Origin of the sequence: Allokutzneria multivorans (assembly GCF_039537405.1) — a bacterium.
GTDB lineage: Bacteria > Actinomycetota > Actinomycetes > Mycobacteriales > Pseudonocardiaceae > Allokutzneria > Allokutzneria multivorans.
Map to the genome: position 1 here is coordinate 233,841 of NZ_BAABAL010000008.1, position 20,769 is coordinate 254,609.

Here is a 20,769-nt window from a genome sequence, read left to right on the forward strand (position 1 = left end):
TTGAAGACGCGCAAACCTGGCTGAGCAGCGCGCGGGGTCTTGGCGACGGTGGACCCCGGAGTGGGAAACGGGCCGCGCCGGGGGTCTCCTCCCAGAAACCCCGGCGCGGCCCGGTTCGCGGTGTCAACGCCTGTGGGGCTCGACGTCGTCCTTTCTATGCTCCGTCGCACGTCACCGGGCGCGCCGAACGGGTTAACGCCTGGGGCGGATGCCGGTCAGGTCAGGTGGAGTTCAGCCACGGCGGGCGCAGCGACAGCAACCGCATGGTCACGGCGTCCAACTGGAACTGCGCGTCGCGGCGCAGCGCGTCCTGGGCGGGGCGCACGCGGCGCTTGCCCTCGAAGTACACGCCGTTGACGTCCTGGCGCGTGGTGGCCGCGTGCAGGACGTGGTCGGCCCCGGCCGCCGGAGGTGCTCCGGAGAAGCCGAAGGTGGCGCGCAGCAGCTTCGTCTCGATCGCCCCGGGGTCCACGCTCACCGCCGACACTCCGGTGCCCTCCAGCGCGGTGGCCAGCGAACACGTGTGCACGGCGAGGGCCAGCTTCGACCGCGCGTAGGCGACCTTGGGGTGCTGCGGCACGCTCGGCCACGTGGTCGGCCAGGCGAAGCGCACGGAGCGGTGCTGCGCGCACGACAGGTTGACGATCTTGCTGGCGCCGCTGCGGGCGAGCACCTCGAACAGCTTCGCGGTGAGCAGCACCGGCGCCAGGTAGTTCACCTGGAACGCGGGCTCGTGGCCGTCCCGGCTGCTCACCCCGGGCCGCCCTCCGGCGACGGCGGCGTTGTTGACCAGCAGGTCCAGCACCTCCAGCCGGTCGCGCACGGCCTCGGCCATCCGCTCGACCTGGGCGAGGTCGGTGAAGTCGGCCAGCAGCGGCACCACGGTGGTGCCGGGGTTGGCCGGGGCCAGCTCCCCTGCGAGCTCCTCCAGCGCGTCCTGCCGCCTGCCGTGGATCAGCAGCGTGTCCACCAGACCGGCCAGCCGCCGCGCGGTCGCCCTGCCGATGCCGTCCGTCGCCCCGGTGACCAGAGCCGCCGTGATGGGGCTCATCGGCCCCGTCTTCCACACCGCGCGCCGATTTTCGGCAGGTTATCCGGAGTTGCGTCTTGCACTCCGCAACGAGCTTTTCCCGGTTTCTGGCACGTGGTTCCCGGAAAAGGCGGGAGTGGGGCGCCGGAAATGCCTCGCCGTGCCTTCCGGGAAGGTGGGACCGTGGTGGCGGCCAGCCAGGCTCCCCCGGGCCGACGGTGGGTGTCCGCGCAGGTGAGGGCCCACGTCGAGGGCTCTCCCGTTGTGGCGGCGCGACGTACCGGCAGCGTTTTCGCCGACATCACCGAACACGACTCCTGGTCGAATTGCGTGCCAGGCGAGAGGGCGGCCTCGGGACGGCCGCCCATTCCTCGGCCTGGCATCCCCTTATCGTGCTCCGTGAACCGCGTTCACGAGAACCGCCGCCGGGGTGAGCGCGAATTGGGGCCGTTCGCCTCAGTGCGAGCTACTTCGGACGGCGGCGCCGGTGAGCGGGTGGCCGAAAGCGACGGCGCCGGCCCCCGAGGTGGGGTGCCGGCGCCGTGAGTGCCGTTCGCTCAGCGCGGTTCCGCTGGCCTGGCCGCCGCGTGCACGGTCGGCGGCCACTCCTCCGCGTCGAGCAGCCCGAGGGCGTAGGCGTGCGAGACCAGCGCGGTCCTGCTGGGCGCCCGGAGCCGGCGGCGCAGCACCGCCAGGTGGTAGTCGATGCTCTGCCGGGACAGGTTCAGCGCGCGGCCGATCGCGGCGTTGGAGTCGCCGATGGCCACCCGCTCCAGCACCCTGGCCTGGACCTCGGACAGCAGCGGCGTCGACCCGGCCATGGTGGCCCAGCGCATCTGCCGCACGGCCTCCACGGCGAAGACCACCGAGGCGGGCTGGCCGTCCGGGCTGCGCGAGACCGACGCGGTGAAGCGGACCTCGACCGGGGCCTCGGTCTTGCGGTCCAGCAGCACCCGCGCGCGGTGGCTGGGGATCTTGCCGCCGAGCAGGTCGCCCCACCACGCGCCGCACTGCGGGTTGTTCCGGTTGAACAGCAGTGAGCCCGCCGTCGCGCCGCGCAGGTCGTGCAGCTGGCGGCCGAGCAGCTCGCACAGCGCCGGGTTGGCGTCGCTGACCGTGCCGTCCGGATCGCACACGAGCACCGGGATGGTCGAGCGCTCCGCGACCGCGCGGTGCCGCTCGCGCATCTGGAACAGCTCGCGCTTGGCGCGCATCTGCTCGGTCAGGTCGAGGTAGAAACCGGCGACGAAGGCCCGCCCGTTGCGCGCGCGCACCGCCGCCAGGTACCCCGCGACGTGCCGGGTGCGGCGGCTGTTGAGCCGCAGCGCGAACCGGTGCGGCCGGATGATCGTGGTCTCGCAGGCCCTGGTGAGCATCTCCGCGTCCAGCCACTGCTGCTCACCGGCGAGCGCGCGCGGACCGAACTCGTCCATCGGCGCGCCGATCATGTCCGAGGCGGAGCGGTCGTAGAGCGCCGCGTACGCCTGGTTCACCCAGCGGTAGCGGCCGTCGGGGTCGCGCACGCACACCGCGACGGGGCCGTGCGTGATCAAGTGGACGAGCAGGCGGTAGACCGCGGGCTCGTCCAGTACCGGTGTGCTGCTCTCCTTGCGTGTCACGGCGTCCATCGGGCGGCTCACCTGAACCAGCCCCCGAACCGCCGCGAGCCCCCACTCGCGCGCCGTACCAGCGTCAACGTCCTGTTGCGCGTCGACATCGCCCACCTCTTCCACGCGACTTCCCGGGTCCCACGCGACCTGGCTCGAAAGATACCGACCAACCGGTATCCAAACGCCAAGACGTCCCCGCTGTCAATCACCGTGCGTGAGTGAACGACTTCGTTATCGCAACGGGACGTGCCCGAATCGAGAAGGCGCCCGGTTCTCTGGAGGGGTCGCGGGAAAGGTCTACAGAGAAGGGGAGGTGACCCTCGGGCGCTCCAGGGTGGGCGGCTCCAGCCGCAGGTCGGCGGGCGCGCCGTCGGGGCGCAGGCCGGGCAGGAAGCAGACCCAGAGGTGGCGGATGCGCTCGATCATGTCCTTGCGGCCGGTCAGCGACTGGGCGACCAGCTGGCTGCCGGTGAACACGCCGACCAGCAGTTCGGCGGTGGCGGTGAGGTCGAGGCCGTCGCGGAGGTCGCCCTGCTCGGCGGACTGCGCCAGCAGCGCGCCCGCGGCGGAGATCCAGCCGGAGAAGGCGCGGCGGGGCTCGGGCTCGTCGAACTCGGACTCGAAGACCAGGCGGACGGCGGCGCGGATGACCGGGTCGCCGACGAGCTGGCCCGCGAACTGGAAGGACAGGTCCACCAGTGCCTGCAGCGCCCGGCCGTCACTGGTCAGCAGCAGGCTGTCCACCGAGGGCGGCCAGCCCCGGTAGTGCTCCTCGATGACGGCCAGCGCCAGCGCGTCCTTGGACGGGAAGTGGAAGTAGAGCGCGCCCTTGGTCACGCCCGCGGCCTCGCACACGTCCTGCAGGCTCGTCCCCCGGAAGCCCTTGTCGTCGAAGGTCGTCGCCGCGGCTTTGATCAGCTTGGCCCGGGTCAGCTCCGCCCGTTCCTTTTTGCGCATTGGCGCTCTCCATCATGCTAATTGGGGAAAGCTCGCATACCTACCCGTCGGTATGCTAATCGAACGCGGAAGCGTCCCCCGTCAGGGACTGAGGTGCTAGAGCGATGGCAGTGACGGTAGCGACTTCGACGGCAGTGACTTCATCCTTCACTCAGAACGTGCTCGGTTGTCGGTGTGGCCTTCTCCAATCGATACCAGATCCGCCCAGTCCGCTATTCCACAGCACGGTGGACCGCAGGCTGGTGCACCGCGCCGCCGTGCACGAGGTCCTGCTGACCGGGTGGGCCCGGACGGCGGGTGACCGCTACATGATCGGTGCTCAGTGGCCCCGTGACCATAGTTTCTACCGACCGCTGCCCACCGGGGCGCACGATCCCCTGCTGCTGCTGGAGACGGTTCGGCAGGCCGGGTTGCTCGTCGCGCACGTCGGAGCGGGCGTCGCGGTCGGCCACCACTTCGTCATGCACTCCATCGGCTACGACGTCGACGCGCGGCTGCTGCGGCTGGGCCGGGAGCCCGCGGACCTGACGATCGACGTCACCTGTCAGGTGCGCGGCCGTCGCCCGACCGGGGCGGTGCGACTGGGCATCCGCGTCCTGTTCTCCAGGGACGGCGAGGTGCTCGGATCAGGCACGGGGGAGATGACCTGCCTGCCGGAGGCGCTCTACCGGAACCTGCGGGCGAGGTCCCTGCCGGGGGAGGCGGTGGGCGAGACCGCCGACCTGCCCCCGGTCGAGCCGCGCCGGGTCAACCGGTCGCGGGAGCAGGACGTCGTGCTCAGCCCGGGAGCCGATCCGTCGACCTGGCTGGTGCGGGTGGATCGAGGTCATCCGGTGCTCTTCGACCACCCGCTCGACCACGTCCCGGGGATGCTGGTGTTCGAGGCGACGCGGCAGGCACTTGCCTACACCGGGCGGGGACTGCTGCCGCTGGGCTGCCACGCCGAACTGACCAGGTACGTGGAGCTGGACCCGCCCGCCGCCGTGGTGCTGCGGCCCGGTCCCGGTGATCCCGTGTTCGATCTCGAACAGGGCGGGAAAACCACCGGAACGGTGTCCTGGTTTATGTCCCCCGATGGCGGGTGGAGAGTTCCCAACCCGCGCTGACAAATGGTCAGGGAAGTTGATCTTCGTGTTGTTGTGATCGATTCATGTTTGCCGGTTGTGGTGAATTGTGGGTCGGCACTTCCCTGCCAATCGGAACGGGTGGACCGTTGTCGCGCGAGTCTGGAGTGGGCTACAGGGCGGAGGCGGCCAGTTCGACCGCGTCCACGGTGGTGTCGGCGTGCACGGAGAACCGGAGGTAGCCGGGACGGGCGGTGGCCACGACACCCAGCTCGCGCAGCCGTTCGGTGACCACCGACCACCTCGGCTCGTCGAGCCGGACGGAGACGATGCCCGCGCGCCGGCCCGGCTCGGCCGGGGTGAGCAGCTCCGCGCCGCAGGACAGCAGGCGTTCGACGAGCAGGTCGGCCCCGCCGGTGACGGCCTCGGCGACGGCGCGCTGGCCCGCGCGCTCCAGCTCGGTCAGCGAGGTGAGCAGACCGGTGATCGCCAGCGGGTTGAGCATCGTCATCGTGATGCGGCCCGCGTCGGCCAGCACCGGGTGCTCGGTGGCATCGAATACCGCGCGGTCCTCGACACCGGACCAACCCGTGAGGCCGCCGGTGAGCCGGTCCAGCGCTCGCGGCGACGCGGCGAACAGCGCAGCGCCCCAGCCTGAACGCAGCCACTTCTGCCCGCCCGCGACCACGACGTCGGCGAGGTGCCACGGCTGGTCGCTCACGCCGAAGCCCTGGATCGCGTCGACGACCAGCAGGCGGTCGCCGATCACCTCGCGCAGCGCGGGCAGGTCAGCTCGGCACCCCGTGCGGTAGTCCACCGCGCTGACTGTGACCGCGACCGTGTCGGGACGCAGTTCCGCCGCGACGCGCTCCGGGGAGGCGTGGCCGTCCGGGGTGTCGAGGAAGTCGACGGTGAGCCCGCCGCGCTCCTGCGCGCGCAGCCACGGGTAGACGTTGGCGGGGAAGTCGTGGCGGGGCACCAACACCCGGCCGGGGCCGTTCAGCCCGAACGCGACGTGGAAGAGTCCGGCGCTGGTCGACGGCACCAGCGTGACGCCTGCTCTGTCGAAGCCCGTCAGCTTCGCCGCGACATCGGCCGCGCGGGTCTCGCGATCGTGCAGCTCGTCGACGACACCGGGCGCGCCCGTCGCCGAGAGGCGAATCGCGTCCAGCAACGCGTCGCGCACCGGTGGCGTCGGCGGCCCGAAACGCGCGAAGTCGAGGTAGTGCGGCGCTGCGTCCGGTGGGCGCGGTACTGCGTTCAGGTTGGGTGCCGCGGTGAGGGGCGCCGACGTCGGTTCGTCCGCCGTGGTGATGGTGCGTGGACTGGGCTTTGCCGTCGGTTGGGGTCGAGGTTCCGCCTCGGCGTGGGGCGTCGGTTCCGGTTGTCCTGCGCGGCGCGGCGGGGACGTGGCCGTCGTCGGGCCGCCGGTGCCGTCGGTTGTGGTGCCGTCGGTGCTGGTGCCGCCAGCGAACGCCTCGTTTGGTGCGTTGAGGGCGCTGAACGGGTCGTTTGGTGCGCTCAACGCACTGAAGGGGTCGTTCAGGGACTTGGACGCACCAAACGGGGCGTTGGTGTGGGCGGACGTTGAGGGTGGTGCGGAGGGGGTGGTGGGGCGAGAGCGCGGGGTCGGCGGTTGGGGGTTCGAGTGCGGAGCGGGGTTGGGCTGTTGTGACACGGCGTCATCCTCATGCAGGGCGTGGGCGGAGCGCGGCGGGGACGTTCAGTGTCCTCCGTTCCGTGTCCCCGATGGTCTGATCGGGGTGGGCGGCCTCCACCTGGGGTAGGCGCGGCGCTCACCGGCTGTGTCCACTGTGGATGATCGCGGGCCGGTGGGCGGGGGTGTTCCCGATCGGACGCGTTGACCTCGCCCGGTGGCGCGCGGTTGCATGATTTCCAACCACCCGGCCGAGTCCGGGAGGAACGGACCTCACTCCCCGGCAACGGCGCCGGGGGTCGGGAGGAGGCGGCGTGGTTGCGGAGAAGCCCGTGCTCGACCGGCGCGGAGTGCTGAGGGGACTGGGCGGGCTCGGGGCCCTCGCGGCACTGGGTGCCACGCCAGGGGCCGCGGTGGCGGCCCAGCGGCGAGGGCCGCTGGACCTGCGTTTCCGCGTGACGGACCAGTTCCGGCCGTTCGCCTTGCTGGCGCCGGGCTTCGAGCAGTTCGACACGGCGACGGCGCGCGACCGTGCCGGGGTGGCGGCGCGGGGCGTGCGGATCAGCGACGGCGGAGCGGTGCGGCTGGCGGGGGACTCCCTCGTGGTCACCTCGGCGGGGCCGCGCGCGCCGTTCTGCTCGGTGCTCGTGGAGGTCGCCTCGCTCGGCGCGGACTCCAGCGCGGTGGCGGGGATTGCCTTGGACCAGGCCAATTCCGTGCTCGCGCGCTACCGCTCGGACGGCTCGGCGACGATCGAGGTCACGGTCGGCGGGAAGCTGACCATTGTGGACTCGGTGAAGCAGGTACCGCTGCGCACTCCGTTCCGATTGGCGTTCGTGCTCAACGAGAACGCGGTCACGGTGCTTGTCGACGCAACGAACACGGGCACGGCGTGGACGCCGTTGATCAGTGAGCGCGAAGGCGTCTCGGGGCTGGTCGACCTCCGCGTGCCGGACAGGTTGCGGCAGATGCGCTACGCCTTCGGCGGCTCGGGGACGAGCACGCTCGGCCGGATCCGCGCGGGGTACTTCGGCCAGGCGGGGCTGCGCGACGGGCACCTGGTGCAGACGGCTGAGGGGAAGCCGCTCATCCGGGACAACAAGGTCTACTTCACCTTCACGTGCGCTGGGCTGGGGTTCTTCCAGCAGGCGCACTGGGGGGTGTGGGCCATGGACCTCGCGAATCCGCAACGGCTGGAGCAGGTCTCGCAGCTGTTCTTCCAACGCGATGGGGTGATCGTTGGGGACCACGCCGGGCAGGTCGTGTACGACGAGCGCAGAAACCGGTACATCGTGGCGATGAGCTCTTGGGGCGACTTCGCGTTCAACGGGGTGCACGTGCGCCACGTGGAGACGGCCGCGAACGTGCTGTCCGGGGTGCACGTCCTGCGCACAGCGCGGTTCCCGCTGCCGACGGCTGTCAGCGCGTGGGACCCGTCGCTCACCAAGATCGGTGATCAGTGGCACGTGGCCTTCGTGGAGAGCCCGAGGCAGTCGCCATCCTTCGAGTTCCACCCGGCACTGGCGGTCGGACCAGTTGGTGCCGAGTACCACCAGGGCCTGAAGCTGATCGGGGCGGACACCTCGCTGGACCAGACCGAGGGCACGATCATCCAGCGCGTCGGCGGGCAGTGGTACCTGCTCGCCAGCGACGGCGATGCCCGAGAGTACCGGGTCTACGACCTCGCGATGAACCTGCTCGGCACGCTGGACGCCCCTTATCGCACCAACATTCCGCATCCGCAGCTCGTGGAGGTGCCCTTGCCCGGAGGCCCGCCGACAAGACAAACACAGTGGTGGTTGGTGACCTTTGACGGGACTCAGTACGCGGAGAGCGTCCTGGGCTACGGCGGGCACGGGGACGTGCTGGTGATGCGCGAACAGCCCGGCTGAGACGAACGGTGGAAATGGCGCGTCATGCCCGTGCTGTGACCACGTGACGCTTGACACACCGGTGGGCCGGTCCTAGCGTCCGCAGTAATCGTTTTCCCGTAACGTCCCGTTCACTTCGTCCGGTGGAGCAGGGTATGGCCAACGACGCACCGAAGCTGGTCCGGCTGACCGGCATCGGCAAGCGCTACGGCGGCGTTCTTGCCTGCCAGGACGTGGATTTCGACATCAGAGCCGGCGAGGTGCACGCGCTGCTCGGCGAGAACGGCGCGGGCAAGTCGACCCTGATGAAGATCCTGTCGGGGGACATCACCGACTACTCGGGCGAGATCGCGATCGAGGGCGAGACCGTGCGCTTCGGCGGCCCGGTCGACGCGCAGCGCGCGGGCATCGCCATGATCCACCAAGAGCTGGACCTGGTACCGGGGCTCTCCATCGCGGAGAACCTGTACCTGGGCAGGGAACCGCGCACGCGGATCGGCACGGTCGACGGCAAGCAGATGCGCGTGTGGACCGCGGACCTGTTGCGGCGCATCGGGATCGACATCGACCCGCGCCGCCCGGTCGGCGAGCTGAGGGTGGGCGAGCAGCAGCTGGTCACCATCGCCCGCGCGCTCTCCCTGGACGCCAAGGTGCTCATCATGGACGAGCCCACCTCGGCGTTGTCGACGGCCGAGGTGGAGCAGTTGTTCGGCGTCATCGACGAGCTGCGGCGCGAGGGCGCGGGCATCGTCTACATCTCGCACCGCATGGACGAGATCGGCCGCGTCGCCGACCGCGCGACGGTGCTGCGCAACGGCAGGATCGTCGAGGAGTTCGACGCCAGGAAGATGACCGCCGAGCAGGCCGCCGAGGCCATGGTGGGCCGTCCGGTGCGCACGCTCTTCCAGGCCTCCCACGGGGAAGCGGGCGAGGAGCTGCTGCGCGTGGAGAACCTCACCGTGCACCCGCGCCGTCCTCGCTCGGGCCGCAAGGAGCCCGCGGGGATCAGCCTGACGGTGCGGCGCGGGGAGATCGTCGGGCTGGCCGGACTGCTCGGGGCCGGGCGCACCGAGCTGCTGGAGACGTTGTACGGGGCGGGTTCCGCCGGTCGCTGGGACGGCCGCGTGCTCGTGGACGGCGTGGACGTGCGGCCGAGGGGTCCGCGCGCCGCGCTGGCCAAGGGCATCGCGTTCGTGCCGGAGGACCGGCGGGTCAGCGGTCTCGTGCTGGAGCACTCGGTGCTCGCGAACACTGTTCTGTCCATTGTGGACAAACTGAGGACGGCGGGCGTGGTGGTGTCGCGCCGGGCCGAGCACGAGCACGCGGCGGAGAGCGCCACACGCTTGCGCGTCAAGCTCTCCTCGCTCGCGGACCCGGTCGGCACGCTCTCCGGCGGCAACCAGCAGAAGGTCGTCTTCGGCCGGATGCTGCTGACCAAGCCGAAGCTGCTGCTGCTGGACGAGCCGACCCGCGGCGTGGACATCAACGCCAAGGCGGAGATCTACGAACTGCTCGGCGAGATCGCCGGGCAGGGCATCGGGGTGCTGCTGGCCTCATCGGAGCTGGCCGAGCTGATCGGCGTCTGCGACCGGGTCGTCGTGCTCCGGGGAGGGCGGAACGTGCGGGAACTGCGCACCAGTGAGATCGGGGAGGCGGACCTGCTCGCCGCCACCATGGGCGAGACCGCCGGGGGAGGTGTGCGATGAGCCTGCAACCCGACGTGCGCGCGAAGCGCAAGGTGGACTGGCGGGAGACGCTGTTCTCCTTCCAGAGCTTCTTCGGGCTGATCGCGGTGTTCGTGGCCGCGATCGTGTTCTCGCCGAGGCGCAACGGCGAGATCCTGTTCCTCACCAGTGACAACCTGTTCAACGTGGTGCGCGCGGTCTCCGAGATCGGCATCATCGCCATCGGGATGACCTTCGTGATCCTGGTCGGCGGCATCGACCTCTCGGTCGGCGCGGTGCTAGGGCTGTCGGCGGTGGGTTCGGCCGTGCTGCTGGTGCACGACGACCTCGGGGTGGTCCCGGCGGTGCTGATCGTGCTCGCGGTGGGCCTGGTCTTCGGTCTGCTGCAAGGGATGGCGAGCGCGCTGTTCGGCATCCAGGCGTTCATCGTGACGCTGGCGGGACTGCAGATAGCCAGAGGGCTCGCGCGGATCTGGTCCGACGGTCAGGGCGTCGCGATCGCCTACGGCGACGGGCCGAACGAGGCCCCGGTGACGTTCTCGCTGCTGGGCGAGCGCACTTTCGGTGGTGTGGTGCCGATCCCCGCGCTGATCTTCGCGGGGCTTGCCGTGCTGGCCATCCTGTTCCTGCGCACCAGCGCGTTCTCCCGGCACCTGTACGCGGTGGGCGGCAACGAGAAGGCGGCGCGGCTCTCCGGTGTCCCGGTGAACCGCGTGAAGATCATCGTGTTCGGCATCTCGGGTCTGCTGGCCGCGCTGGCCGGGATCGTGCATGCCGGGCAGCTCAACCAGGGCAGCCCCAACGACGGCGCGGGCTACGAGCTGGACGCGATCGCCGCCGTGGTGATCGGTGGCACCGCGCTCACCGGCGGCAGGGGTTCCGTGGTGGGCACCGTGACCGGTGCGCTGCTGCTGGGCGTGCTGAACAACATCCTGGCGTTGAACAACATCGACGCCAACGTGCAACTCCTGATCAAGGGTCTGGTGATCGTGGCGGCGGCCGCGTTGCAACGACTGCGGCCCACGTCATGAACCGCCTGGGGAAAGGGACTTCCGACGTGAAGAGAAGCATCGCTGCCACCGCTTGCCTGATGCTGGCGGTCACGGCTTGTGGAACCACGAGCCAGAACAGCGGCAAGGGCCCGGCGACGCCCGCCAAGTGCGAGGGACCGGGCGGCAAGTACGTCATCGGGATGAGCCAGGCCAACGTGGCCGAGCCGTACCGGCAGCGGATGGACGACGACATCCGCTCTGCCGCAGCGAAGGTGCCGCAGTTCGAGGTGAAGTTCGCCGACGCCGCGCAGGACAACGCCAAACAGGTCTCCGACGTGGAGAACTTCCTGACCCAGCAGATCAACCTGCTGATCATCAGTCCGAACGAGGCGACGCCGCTGACCGCGGTGGTGAAGAAGGCCTACGACAAGGGCATTCCGGTCCTGGTGCTGGACCGCAAGGTCGACGGCGACGCCTACACCAGCTTCATCGGCGCGGACAACCGCGACATCGGCCGCCAGGCGGGCAAGTACGTCGCAGAGAAGCTGCTTCCCAACGGCGGCAAGCTGGTCGAGCTGAAGGGGCTGCCGGGCTCCACACCCGCCCAGGAGCGCAGCGAGGGCTTCCACGAGACGCTGGGCTCCAAGGTGCAGATCGTGGCTACCGGAGTCGGGGATTGGTTGCGGGAGAAGGGCCAGCAGCAGCTGGACGCGATCCTGAAGGCCAACGCCGAGGTCGACGTCGTGTACTCGCACAACGACCCGATGGCCGAGGGCGCCTACCTGGCCGCGAAGGCGGCGGGCCGCGAGTCGAAGATCAAGTTCATCGGCATCGACGCTCTCCCGATTCCATCCGGAGGGGTGAAAGCCGTGGAGCAGGGCCGGATTTCGGCTACCTTCACCTACCCCACCGGCGGCAAGGAAGCGATCGCCGCCGCCAAGACGCTCCTGGTGGACTGCAAGCAAGTCGAGAAGAAGCAGACCCTGCCGACGCAGTTGATCACCAAGGAGAACGCCGAGCGGGTGTACCGGGAGGCGAACGGCTAGTCCCTGCTCCACGTCCTGTGAGGACATTCGCCAGTGAGGGGGCGGATCATGCGCAGACACGTCATCCACCACGATCCCGCGCGTCCGGGGTACCGGCTCCGCAAGGGACGGCACCGGACACTCCGGCTCCTCGTATCACTGGCATCCGTCGCGGCGCTGTCCTTCGCCGGCACCGCCGTGACCCCCGCGCAGGCCCAGCCACCGGCCGTTTCGGCCTTGCCCTCCGGCAAGGGGCCGGTCGGCTGGGCCACCTACCGCCAGCTGGACTCGATCGGCACGCTGCGCGGCCAGGTCGAGTCCCGGCAGTTCTCCGGCTACGACCGGACCGGCCGCAACAACGACGGGTTCGACGGGCAGTTCTCGTGCCTGCGCATGATCGGTCCGAACTGCGTGATCGCCGAGCGCTCCGGTGCCGGGGAGATCGAGTCGATCTGGTTCACCCGGGACGACGGCGTGGTGTCGCGCACCGGGTGGATCAGGATCGAGCTGGACGGCTCCACGGTGCTTGAGGCGCCGTTGCAGGACGTGGTGGACGGCAAGCTCGGAGCGCCGTTCGTGTGGCCGTTGGTGGGCAACCGCGAGGACACCTCCGGCGGCGTGGTCATCAAGGTGCCCATGCCCTTCCGGCAGTCGATGCGCGTGACAACGCAGAACAACCCGCTGTTCCAGCACGTGGTGTACCGCGCGTTCGCCGACGCCGACGGGGTGTCCACGTTCAACCGCAACGACCAGGCCAACGACGTGATCGCGAAGCTGCGTTCCTTCGGGCTCGGCGATCCCAAGCCGGCCAAGTGGAACGCGGCCAGCACACGGTCCACTGTGGACATCAACCCGGGCGCGACCGCGCGGGTCGGTGAACTGACGGGACCGGGTCAGATCAGCCAGCTGAAGGTGCGCCTGCCGCAGGTGCAGGCCAGCCCGCACGTCAACGACGACGGCAGGGCCTTCGGGCCGGGCGGTGAGAGTTCCTTCCGGGTCACCGTCGACCCGCGCAACCAGGGCGTGCGGCTGACCCGTCGCTTCGACCCGCACATCGAGATGCAGCGCGCGAGGTTGTTGGTGGACAACGCCTTCGTCGCCGACTGGTTCCACGCGCCGAAGGCTCCGCCGACGCAGTGGGCCGACCAGTCGATCGACATCGGCGCGCAGTTCACCTCGGGCAAGTCCCGGCTGAACATCCGCAACCAGTTCGTCGCGTCGTCCTTAGACTTCAACGAGTTCCGCTACGACGTGCACAGCCTGGTCAACGGGACCTGGGTGCGCACCGACGTGATGGACGTCGGGCCGGACCGCCCCGGCGAGGAGCTGACCCACGGCTACCGCGTCACGCAGCAGAAGTGGCAGGGGCGGCACTACTTCAACTACCCGTTCAACGCCGGGATGATCTCCGCGTCGGACGCGGTGCTCGCCGGTGCGCGGCTGCGGATCACCTTCGACGGCCGGACCACCGTGGACGCGCCGATCGGGGAGTTCTTCGGTTCCGGCCTCGGCGAGTACGACGCGCGGTCGCTGATGTTCTCCATGGACGCGACTCGGGACGGTTGGTACACCTCGTGGTGGCCGATGCCGTTCGCGGAGCGGGCGATCGTGGAGATCGTCAACTCCAGCGGGGTGCGGATCTCCGACGCCTCGGTGGACCTGACCTGGGCGGGTGACTCCTCGGTTCGGGACCGCTTGCGCCCCAACGGAACCCTGGGCTACTTCAACGCGACGCACCGCCAGGGGCCGACCGGGCACGCGAAGGACTGGATCTTCGTGGACACACCCGGGCGCGGGGTCTTCTACGGGGTCACGCACAGCATGCGCGGCCGTATCCCGCTCAGCGCCGAGGTTCCCCGGCTCTACCTGGAAGGCGATGAGCGCGTCTACGCGGACGGGTTGCTGACGCCGATCCAGCACGGCACGGGCACGGAGGACTTCTACGAGTCGGGGTGGTACTTCCGCACGGGCTCGTTCGCGATGCCGCTCGCGGGATACCCGGCGCACGAGGTCGGCCGGGACGGCTGCGTCTACGACTGCACGGGTGCCTACCGGTTGATGGTTCCGGATGCGATCCCGTTCAACACGGGACTGCGTTTCGGGATCGAGCACGGGCCGGTCGCCGACGTCGCCGCGGACTACAGTTCCACGGCGTACTGGTACGGCCAGTCGCGCTGGGCGCTGCGCAGCACCGACGGGCTCAACCCGAGCGACCAGGTCAGCCGCGACCAGCACAACTACCGCGCGGCCGGTGAGTCCAGCGGCACCCTCACATCGGTGTTCGAGGGCGACGACGACCACGCGACGGCGAGCGGCCGGGTCACTCACGCGACCGGCCCGATCACCTTCACCGTCGCCGTCGACCAGAACAACGCGGGCGTGCAGATCATCCGCACGGCCGACCAGGTCCGCTCCTACCAACAGGCGCGGGTGCTCGTCGACGGGCAGTTCGTCGGCGTGTGGCTGATGTCCTCCGGCAACATGTTCCAGCGGTGGCTCCAGGACACGTTCATGATCCCGTCGCGCTTCAGCTCGGGGAAGCGGACGCTGGGGATCACCCTGGAGCCGATCCCGGGCTCGCCGCCGTGGTCGTCCTCGGACTACCACATCCGCTCGTGGGTGGAACCGTTCGAGCCCGGCCGCACCGGGATGCAGCGCATCGATCCGCCCGCACTGGACTGGACCGTTCCGGACCGGGGCCCGCACGTGCTCGGACCGCGCGACCCGGTCTCCACCAAGGAAGGTCAGGTGGGCCGTTGACCCTGGCTGAGGTGTCCGCGCCGGTTCTCCCGGCGCGGACACCGGACTAGAGTGGCCGGGGTGTTCGAGCCGTACGGCCTCTCGCACGGCGTCGTCGCCGTGGTGTTCGTGGCTGTGTCCGCGCTGCTGCTGATCTTCCGCTCGGCGTGGACCAGCCGCGTGCTCGCGATCGTGATCGTGGCCGTGCAGCTGCCGTTCCAGATCCACACCATGCTGCCGGGGCAGTGGGACATCGCGTACTCCCTGCCGTTGCAGCTGTGCGATCTGGCGTTGATCGCCGCCGTCTGGGCGTTGTGGACGCACAGCCCGGGGGCGAGCGCCCTGACCTACTACTGGGGTCTGACCCTGACGGCACAGGCCCTGCTCACCCCGGCCTACCGCGGCCCGGACTTCCCCGACTGGCAGTTCCTGATGTTCTGGGGAATTCACCTGTTCACCATGTGGGCCGCGGTCCACCTGACCTGGGGCGCCGGTGTCCGGCCCGACTGGCGCGGCTACCGGCTGACCCTGGGCGTGACCGCGGTGTGGATGGTGATCACTTTGGGGTTCAACGCGGTGGCCGGTGCCAACTACGGGTTCCTCAACGCCAAGCCGAGCGGCTCCGTGCTGGACCTCTTCGGTCCTTGGCCGCTCTACCTGGTGGTCGCCGCCCTGCTGCTGGCCGGGGTCTGGGCACTCATGACCGCGCCCTTCACCCGCTCCTCTCGCTGAGCCTTTCCCTGCCCTGCCTCGCTCCAGAGATGGGATCGTCATGCGCAAGAAGCGTCGTCCCTTACTGTCCGCACTCCTGCTCGCGGTCGTCGCCATGACGGCCGCCCTTGAGATCACCGCACCCGAGATCGCAGCCCAGAACGCCCCCTCCGACAAGGGACCGTTGGGCTGGGCCAGCTACCGCCAGCTCGACGGCATGGCCGCGCTGCGCGGTGCTTCGGAAACCCGCCAGTTCTCCAGCTACGACCGCTCCGGCCGCAACAACGACGGCTTCGACGGGAAGTTCTCCTGCCTGCGCCAGGACGCGAACGGCTGCGTGATCGCCGAGCGCACGGGGGCCGGTGAGATCGGCTCCATCTGGTTCACCCGCGACGAGGGCGTTGTGTCGCGCACCGGGTGGATCAAGATCGACCTCGACGGACGGACCGTGCTCAACGCGCCGCTCCAGGACGTGGTCGACGGCAAGCTCGGAGCGCCGTTCGTGTGGCCCTTGGTGGGCAACCGCGACGACACCTCCGGCGGCGTGGTCATCAAGGTGCCCATGCCCTTTCGCAAGTCGATGCGGGTCACCACGCAGAACAACCCGTTGTTCCACCACGTGGTCTACCGGAGTTTTCCTGACGCGGTAGGAGTTCCCGCGTTCGACCCCGCTGACCGTGCGCTCGATGTGGTGGAGAAGCTGCGGTCCTTCGGCCTCGCCGACCCGAAGCCCGCGCGTCCGGGCTCGCACACGACGCGGTCCACTGTGGACATTGAGCCCGGTGCGACCGCGCGCATCGCTGAGCTTTCCGGTCCTGCGCGGATCAGTCAGCTGCGCGTGCGGTTGCCTGACGTGGTGCCCGGTCCCGCTGTCGACGACGATGGGCGGGCCTTCGGCACGGGCGGCTTCAGCGCGTTCACCGTTGCGGTGCACCCGCGCAACTCCGGCGTTCGGGTGACACGGCGCTTCGATCCGGAGATCGAGAAGCAGCGGGCGAACCTGGTCATCGACGGTCGCGTTGCCGGGCAGTGGTACCACGAGTCCAAGATCGGTCCGATGACGTGGGCGGACCAGACGCTCGACGTGGCCGCCTCCTTCACGGCGGGCAAGTCGAAGATCGTGGTGCGCAACGAGTTCGTGTCGTCCACTGTGGACTACAACGAGTTCCGGTACGACGTGCACAGCCTGGTCGACGGCTCGTGGGTGCGCACGGACGTGGTGGACCTGGGCCAGAACCACCTCAGCACCGAGGCCGCGCACGGCTATCGCGTCGAGAAGCAGGCGTGGCAGGGCAGGCGGCACTTCTACTACCCGATCGACCCCGCGCTGGTGACCGCCTCCGACGAGGTGCTCGCGGGGGCTCGTCTGCGGATCAGCTTCGACGGGCAGACCACCGTGGACGCGCCGATCGGGGAGTTCTTCGGTTCCGGCCTCGGCGAGTACGACGTGCGCTCGCTGATGTTCGCCATGGACCCCGGTAAGGACGGTTGGTACACCTCGTGGTGGCCGATGCCCTTCGCCGAACGGGCCGTGGTGGAGATCGTCAACGGCAGCGGGCGGCGGATTCCCGGTGTCGCGCTCGAAGTGACGTCGGCGGCTGATCCGACGGTCGTGACAGCGTTGCGCGCCACTGGTTCGCTGGGCTACTTCAACGCGACGCACAGGCGTTCGGCCACGGAGAACGGCAACGACTGGCTGTTCATGGACGCTTCGGGGCGTGGGGTGTTCTACGGCGTCACGCACACCATGCGCGGCAAGCTCCCGCTGGCCGTCGAGGTGCCCCGGTTGTACCTGGAGGGCGATGAGCGGGCCTACGCGGACGGGCTCCTGACTCCGATCCAGCACGGCACGGGCACGGAGGACTTCTACGAGTCCGGGTGGTACTTCCGTACCGGCGCGTTCGCGATGCCGTTGGCGGGCTACCCCGCGCACGAGATCGGCGGCGACGGCTGCCAGTTCGACTGCACGGGTGCCTACCGGTTGATGGTTCCAGATGCGATCCCGTTCCACACCGCGCTGCGTTTCGGCATTGAGCACGGGCCTTTGGCGGACGTTCCGGCGGACTACAGTTCCACTTCGTACTGGTACGGCCAGCGGCAGTGGACGCTGCGCGAGACCGACCGGCTCAACCCGACCGATCTGGCCAGCCGCGCGGAGCACGGCTACACGGCGGTCGGCGAGACGGTCGGCAAGGTGACGTCCAGCTTCGAGGGCGACAACGACCACTCCGTCGCCAGCGGCCAGGTCACCGCCAGCACCGGGCGGGTCGGCTTCAAGGTGGCTGTGGAACCCGGCAACTCCGGTGTGCAGCTCGTGCGCACAGCTGATCAGGCGCGCTCCGGTCAGCAGGTCGAGGTGTTGGTGGACGGAGTACCGGCGGGCACCTGGTCGCAGCCCTACGGCAACGCAGATCATCGGTGGGTGCAGGACTCGTTCACCGTTCCGGCTCAGCTCAGTGCGGGGAAGCGGTCGCTGTCGATCACGCTCCGGCCGGTGCTGGGGTCTGCGCCGTGGTCGGCTTCGGACTACCACGTGAGGTCGTTCGTAGCGCCGTTCGCGCCTGACGGTGTGACGGCTCAGGTGCGGCCGCAGGGCATGGACTGGTCGCCGAAGGATCGCGGTCCCATGGTTCGCACCGAGCGCGATCCGATCTCGCCGAAGAAGGGCACCACGGGCGGGTGACGGTGGGGTTCCCGGCGTCGCGTTCTAGGGCGTGTTTCATAGGTCTCGTTCGATGAGAGCCGGGATCGAGGTCGTTCCTGGCAAGACGGCGGGAAGTCCGCGTACCGGTGTTGTACGTGGGCTTGTCGACGGCGCCGCCAGGGGCGGGCTCGGCCCGGCTATCGCGAACACGGACTTGTGAAACACGCCCTAGCGGCGCCGGGAACTTCCGCGCACGACCAGCTGGGCGGAGAGCGTCGTGGTGGTGGGGTCGGTGTGCGAGCCGGTGATGCGGTTCAGCAGCAGCTGCGCGGCCAGGGTGCCGATCTCGTAGGCCGGCTGCGCCACCACGGTCAGCGGCGGGTCGAGCAGTTCGGCCCACGGGGCGTCGTCGAAGGCGACCACGCCGATGTCGCGGCCGGGCCGCAGTTTCAGCTCTGCCAACGCTTGCAGGACTCCGACGGCCATCGCGCTGTTCGCGACGAGCAGCGCGTCCGGCGGCTCGGCTTGCGACAGAAGGTCCAGCGTCGCCTCGCGCGCGCCAGCGGAGCGGTACTCCGCGCGCCGCACCAACCTGGCCGCGCTGCGCTGCTTCACGCTGCGCAGGCCGTCCCGGTAGCCCGCGAGGCGGTCGTCGGCCGTGCGCACCCCGGACGGGCCGGTGATGCAACCGATGACCCCGTAGCCCTGCTCTGCCAGGTGCACGGTCGCCTGCTTCGCGGCCAAGCGGCTGTCCACGAGCACGGTGTCGGTCTGCTCACCCGGCAGCGGGCGGTCCACCGCCACGATCGGGGTTCGCCTGTCCCGCAACGCCTCCACGGAGCCGAGCACGCCGGAAGGGGACAGGATCACCCCCGCCATCTGCTCCTCGATCGCCACCTCGACGTAGCGCCGCTCCTTGGCAGACTCCTCGTCGGTGTTGCACAGCACCACGGAGTAGCCCGCCGCCTGCGCCACGTCCTCCACGCCGCGCGCGATGGCGGTGAAGAACGGGTTCTCCACGTCGGAGATGATCAGCGCGAGCACCGCCGTCTCGCGCCTGCGGAGGTTGCGCGCCAACCCGTTCGGGCGGTAACCGAGCTCGCTCGCCGCGGCGACCACGCGGGCGGCCAGCACCGGGTCGACCGAGGATTTTCCGTTCAGGGCACGGGAAGCCGTCGCCGTGGAGACGTTGGCACGTGCCGCGACATCGCTGATCGTCGTCATCGCAAGGGCTCCTCGTGCGCCATCGGCCTATTGACAGCCGTCACCGCTGAGCATAGCTTCCGAGAAAACGATTGCTCGTGCTCTGAGCCGTTTTGTGTTCCATCGTGTTATCAGCTGCCAATCGTGACCTGGAGGGCACCGTGGCCCGGATCGGCGTGATCAGTTTCTCGGACGGTCGTGACTACGTCCACGACGGCATTCGCGACTTCATCGCGACGACCGAGGACAAACTGGTCGACCGGCTCACCGCCGCGGGCCACGAGGTGGTGCGCGGCAAGGAGATCGTCGCCACCAACACCGGCGCGAGCGCCGTCGCCCGCCAGGTCGCCGCCGCCGGGGTGGACCTCACCGTCTTCCACTACGCGGTCTGGGCCTTCCCGCACTTCACCATGCTGGCCGCGGGCGCGACCCCCGGCCCGCTGCTGCTGCTCTCCAACATCGACCCGGTGCAGCCCGGCATGGTCGGCATGCTCGCCGGAGGCGGTGCGCTCGACCAGATCGGCCGCGTGCACACCCGGCTCTGGGGCGACCCCGACGAGCGCGCGCTCATCGACAAGATCGGTGTCCAGGCCACCGCGTCCTCCGCCGTCGCCTCGCTGCGCGGATCGACCTTCGGCCGGATCGGCGGGCGCCCCATGGGCATGAACACCGCCGTCGCCAACACCGACCAGTGGCAGTCGGTCTTCGGCGTGGACGTCGAGGAGATCGACCAGTGGGAGATCGTCCGGCGCTCCGAGCTCGCTGACCAGAAGGAGGTCACCAGGGCGCGCGAGTGGCTGGAGACCAACGCGGCCGGGGTGCACTACGACGGCAAGAAGCTCACGCCGGAGCTGCTGGAGCGGCAGATCCGCTCGTACCTGGCGATGCGCGAGCTGATCGACGAGTGGAACCTCGACTTCTCCGGCATCAAGGGCCAGCCGGAGATGACGCAGTACTTCGCCACCATGGACATCGTCGAGGCCTTCCTCAACGACCCCTACGACTGGAACGGCCCCAAGGAGACCCACGTCTGCGCCACCGAGGCGGACATGGACGGGGCGCTGACCATGCAGCTGCTCAAGCACATCGCGCGCACGCCGGTGCTCTTCGCCGACGTCCGGCACTACCACGCCGACCGCGACATCTGGGACCTGTGCAACTCCGGCCAGCACGCCACCTGGTACGCCGCGCGCAGCGACGACCCGGCGGAGAACCTGTCGAAGGTGCACTTCTACCCGGAGGTGTTCTTCTTCCCGGCCGGTGGCGCGTCCGTGCACCACCTCGCCGCGCCCGGCCAGATGACGCTGGCCCGGCTCACGCGGCGCGGCGGGAACTACCGGATGCACCTGATGCTGGGCGACTTCGAGACCTACGACGACGAGACGAACGCGCAGCTGATGCGCCAGTCCACCTTCGAGTGGCCGCACGCGTTCGCGCGGCTGGACGCGAAGGCCGACGACTTCCTCTCGCGCTTCGGCGCCAACCACATCCACGCGGTCCCCGGCGATCACCGCGCCGAGGTCAGGGCCGCCTGCGAGCTGCTCGGAGTGGAGTTGGACGAGTTCACCAGGGGGTGAGCGG

At 69.7% G+C, this 20,769-nt stretch carries 15 protein-coding genes; 10 read left to right on the forward strand and 5 right to left on the reverse strand.

Going from position 1 to position 20,769, the window contains the following annotated elements:
* Window positions 1-220 precede the first annotated feature (220 nt).
* The 3 genes from ABD798_RS14445 to ABD798_RS14455 form a co-directional block, all read right to left on the reverse strand.
* Window positions 221-1,051 (reverse strand): SDR family NAD(P)-dependent oxidoreductase, encoded by an 831-nt coding sequence (locus ABD798_RS14445; RefSeq protein ID WP_344874812.1) that lies wholly within the window; start codon window positions 1,049-1,051, stop codon window positions 221-223.
* A 536-nt stretch (window positions 1,052-1,587) separates the two neighbouring features.
* Window positions 1,588-2,658, reverse strand: coding sequence for a helix-turn-helix transcriptional regulator (locus ABD798_RS14450; RefSeq protein WP_344874813.1), 1,071 nt, complete (start codon window positions 2,656-2,658; stop codon window positions 1,588-1,590).
* A 279-nt stretch (window positions 2,659-2,937) separates the two neighbouring features.
* Window positions 2,938-3,597 (reverse strand): ScbR family autoregulator-binding transcription factor, encoded by a 660-nt coding sequence (locus tag ABD798_RS14455; RefSeq protein ID WP_344874814.1) that lies wholly within the window; start codon window positions 3,595-3,597, stop codon window positions 2,938-2,940.
* Window positions 3,598-3,824: 227 nt separating this feature from the next.
* Here ABD798_RS14455 and ABD798_RS14460 point away from each other — a divergent pair, with 227 nt between their 5' ends.
* Window positions 3,825-4,703, forward strand: a complete 879-nt coding sequence (locus ABD798_RS14460; protein WP_344874816.1) for a ScbA/BarX family gamma-butyrolactone biosynthesis protein — start codon at window positions 3,825-3,827, stop codon at window positions 4,701-4,703.
* A 130-nt stretch (window positions 4,704-4,833) separates the two neighbouring features.
* Here ABD798_RS14460 and ABD798_RS14465 read toward each other — a convergent pair whose 3' ends face one another.
* On the reverse strand, window positions 4,834-5,847 hold the full coding sequence (locus tag ABD798_RS14465) for an aminotransferase class V-fold PLP-dependent enzyme (RefSeq protein ID WP_344874818.1): 1,014 nt from the start codon (window positions 5,845-5,847) through the stop codon (window positions 4,834-4,836).
* A 785-nt stretch (window positions 5,848-6,632) separates the two neighbouring features.
* On the opposite strand from ABD798_RS14465, the gene ABD798_RS14470 reads away from it, so the two are divergent.
* The 8 genes from ABD798_RS14470 (at window position 6,633) to ABD798_RS14505 (ending at window position 18,205) form a co-directional block, all read left to right on the forward strand.
* The gene (locus ABD798_RS14470; RefSeq protein WP_344874820.1) at window positions 6,633-8,210 is read left to right on the forward strand and encodes a hypothetical protein; all 1,578 of its coding nucleotides are present in this window, start codon (window positions 6,633-6,635) and stop codon (window positions 8,208-8,210) included.
* Window positions 8,211-8,344: 134 nt separating this feature from the next.
* Entirely contained in the window at window positions 8,345-9,895 is a 1,551-nt protein-coding gene (locus tag ABD798_RS14475) for a sugar ABC transporter ATP-binding protein (RefSeq protein ID WP_344874822.1), read from the forward strand.
* Window positions 9,892-10,905 carry an ABC transporter permease gene (locus ABD798_RS14480; RefSeq protein ID WP_344874824.1) on the forward strand — a complete coding sequence of 338 codons (1,014 nt, stop codon included), beginning with the start codon at window positions 9,892-9,894 and terminating at the stop codon, window positions 10,903-10,905. Before ABD798_RS14475 ends, ABD798_RS14480 begins: the two co-directional genes overlap by 4 nt.
* 59 nt (window positions 10,906-10,964) lie before the next feature.
* Window positions 10,965-11,912, forward strand: a complete 948-nt coding sequence (locus tag ABD798_RS14485) for a substrate-binding domain-containing protein (protein WP_344874995.1) — start codon at window positions 10,965-10,967, stop codon at window positions 11,910-11,912.
* A 48-nt stretch (window positions 11,913-11,960) separates the two neighbouring features.
* On the forward strand, window positions 11,961-14,651 hold the full coding sequence (locus ABD798_RS14490) for a glycoside hydrolase family 172 protein (protein ID WP_344874826.1): 2,691 nt from the start codon (window positions 11,961-11,963) through the stop codon (window positions 14,649-14,651).
* A gap of 60 nt (window positions 14,652-14,711) precedes the next feature.
* On the forward strand, window positions 14,712-15,362 hold the full coding sequence (locus ABD798_RS14495; RefSeq protein WP_344874828.1) for a YwaF family protein: 651 nt from the start codon (window positions 14,712-14,714) through the stop codon (window positions 15,360-15,362).
* Window positions 15,363-15,402: 40 nt separating this feature from the next.
* The gene (locus tag ABD798_RS14500; RefSeq protein ID WP_344874830.1) at window positions 15,403-18,024 is read left to right on the forward strand and encodes a glycoside hydrolase family 172 protein; all 2,622 of its coding nucleotides are present in this window, start codon (window positions 15,403-15,405) and stop codon (window positions 18,022-18,024) included.
* A 52-nt stretch (window positions 18,025-18,076) separates the two neighbouring features.
* Window positions 18,077-18,205, forward strand: coding sequence for a hypothetical protein (locus ABD798_RS14505; protein ID WP_344874832.1), 129 nt, complete (start codon window positions 18,077-18,079; stop codon window positions 18,203-18,205).
* 8 nt (window positions 18,206-18,213) lie between these two features.
* On the opposite strand, the gene ABD798_RS14510 is transcribed toward ABD798_RS14505, so the two are convergent.
* Entirely contained in the window at window positions 18,214-19,209 is a 996-nt protein-coding gene (locus ABD798_RS14510; protein ID WP_344874834.1) for a LacI family DNA-binding transcriptional regulator, read from the reverse strand.
* A gap of 140 nt (window positions 19,210-19,349) precedes the next feature.
* On the opposite strand from ABD798_RS14510, the gene ABD798_RS14515 reads away from it, so the two are divergent.
* Window positions 19,350-20,765, forward strand: a complete 1,416-nt coding sequence (locus ABD798_RS14515; RefSeq protein WP_344874997.1) for an L-fucose/L-arabinose isomerase family protein — start codon at window positions 19,350-19,352, stop codon at window positions 20,763-20,765.
* Window positions 20,766-20,769: the final 4 nt, after the last annotated feature.

What these genes read in the sequence shown, in the direction of transcription:
- ABD798_RS14445 (WP_344874812.1), bottom strand. Translation starts at nt 1,051, where the DNA reads ATGAGCCCCATCACGGCGGCTCTGGTCACCGGGGCGACGGACGGCATC.
- ABD798_RS14455 (WP_344874814.1), bottom strand. Translation starts at nt 3,597, where the DNA reads ATGCGCAAAAAGGAACGGGCGGAGCTGACCCGGGCCAAGCTGATCAAA.
- ABD798_RS14490 (WP_344874826.1), top strand. Translation starts at nt 11,961, where the DNA reads ATGCGCAGACACGTCATCCACCACGATCCCGCGCGTCCGGGGTACCGG.
- ABD798_RS14450 (WP_344874813.1), bottom strand. Translation starts at nt 2,658, where the DNA reads ATGGACGCCGTGACACGCAAGGAGAGCAGCACACCGGTACTGGACGAG.
- ABD798_RS14480 (WP_344874824.1), top strand. Translation starts at nt 9,892, where the DNA reads ATGAGCCTGCAACCCGACGTGCGCGCGAAGCGCAAGGTGGACTGGCGG.
- ABD798_RS14500 (WP_344874830.1), top strand. Translation starts at nt 15,403, where the DNA reads ATGCGCAAGAAGCGTCGTCCCTTACTGTCCGCACTCCTGCTCGCGGTC.
- ABD798_RS14485 (WP_344874995.1), top strand. Translation starts at nt 10,965, where the DNA reads ATGCTGGCGGTCACGGCTTGTGGAACCACGAGCCAGAACAGCGGCAAG.
- ABD798_RS14475 (WP_344874822.1), top strand. Translation starts at nt 8,345, where the DNA reads ATGGCCAACGACGCACCGAAGCTGGTCCGGCTGACCGGCATCGGCAAG.
- ABD798_RS14505 (WP_344874832.1), top strand. Translation starts at nt 18,077, where the DNA reads ATGAGAGCCGGGATCGAGGTCGTTCCTGGCAAGACGGCGGGAAGTCCG.
- ABD798_RS14510 (WP_344874834.1), bottom strand. Translation starts at nt 19,209, where the DNA reads ATGACGACGATCAGCGATGTCGCGGCACGTGCCAACGTCTCCACGGCG.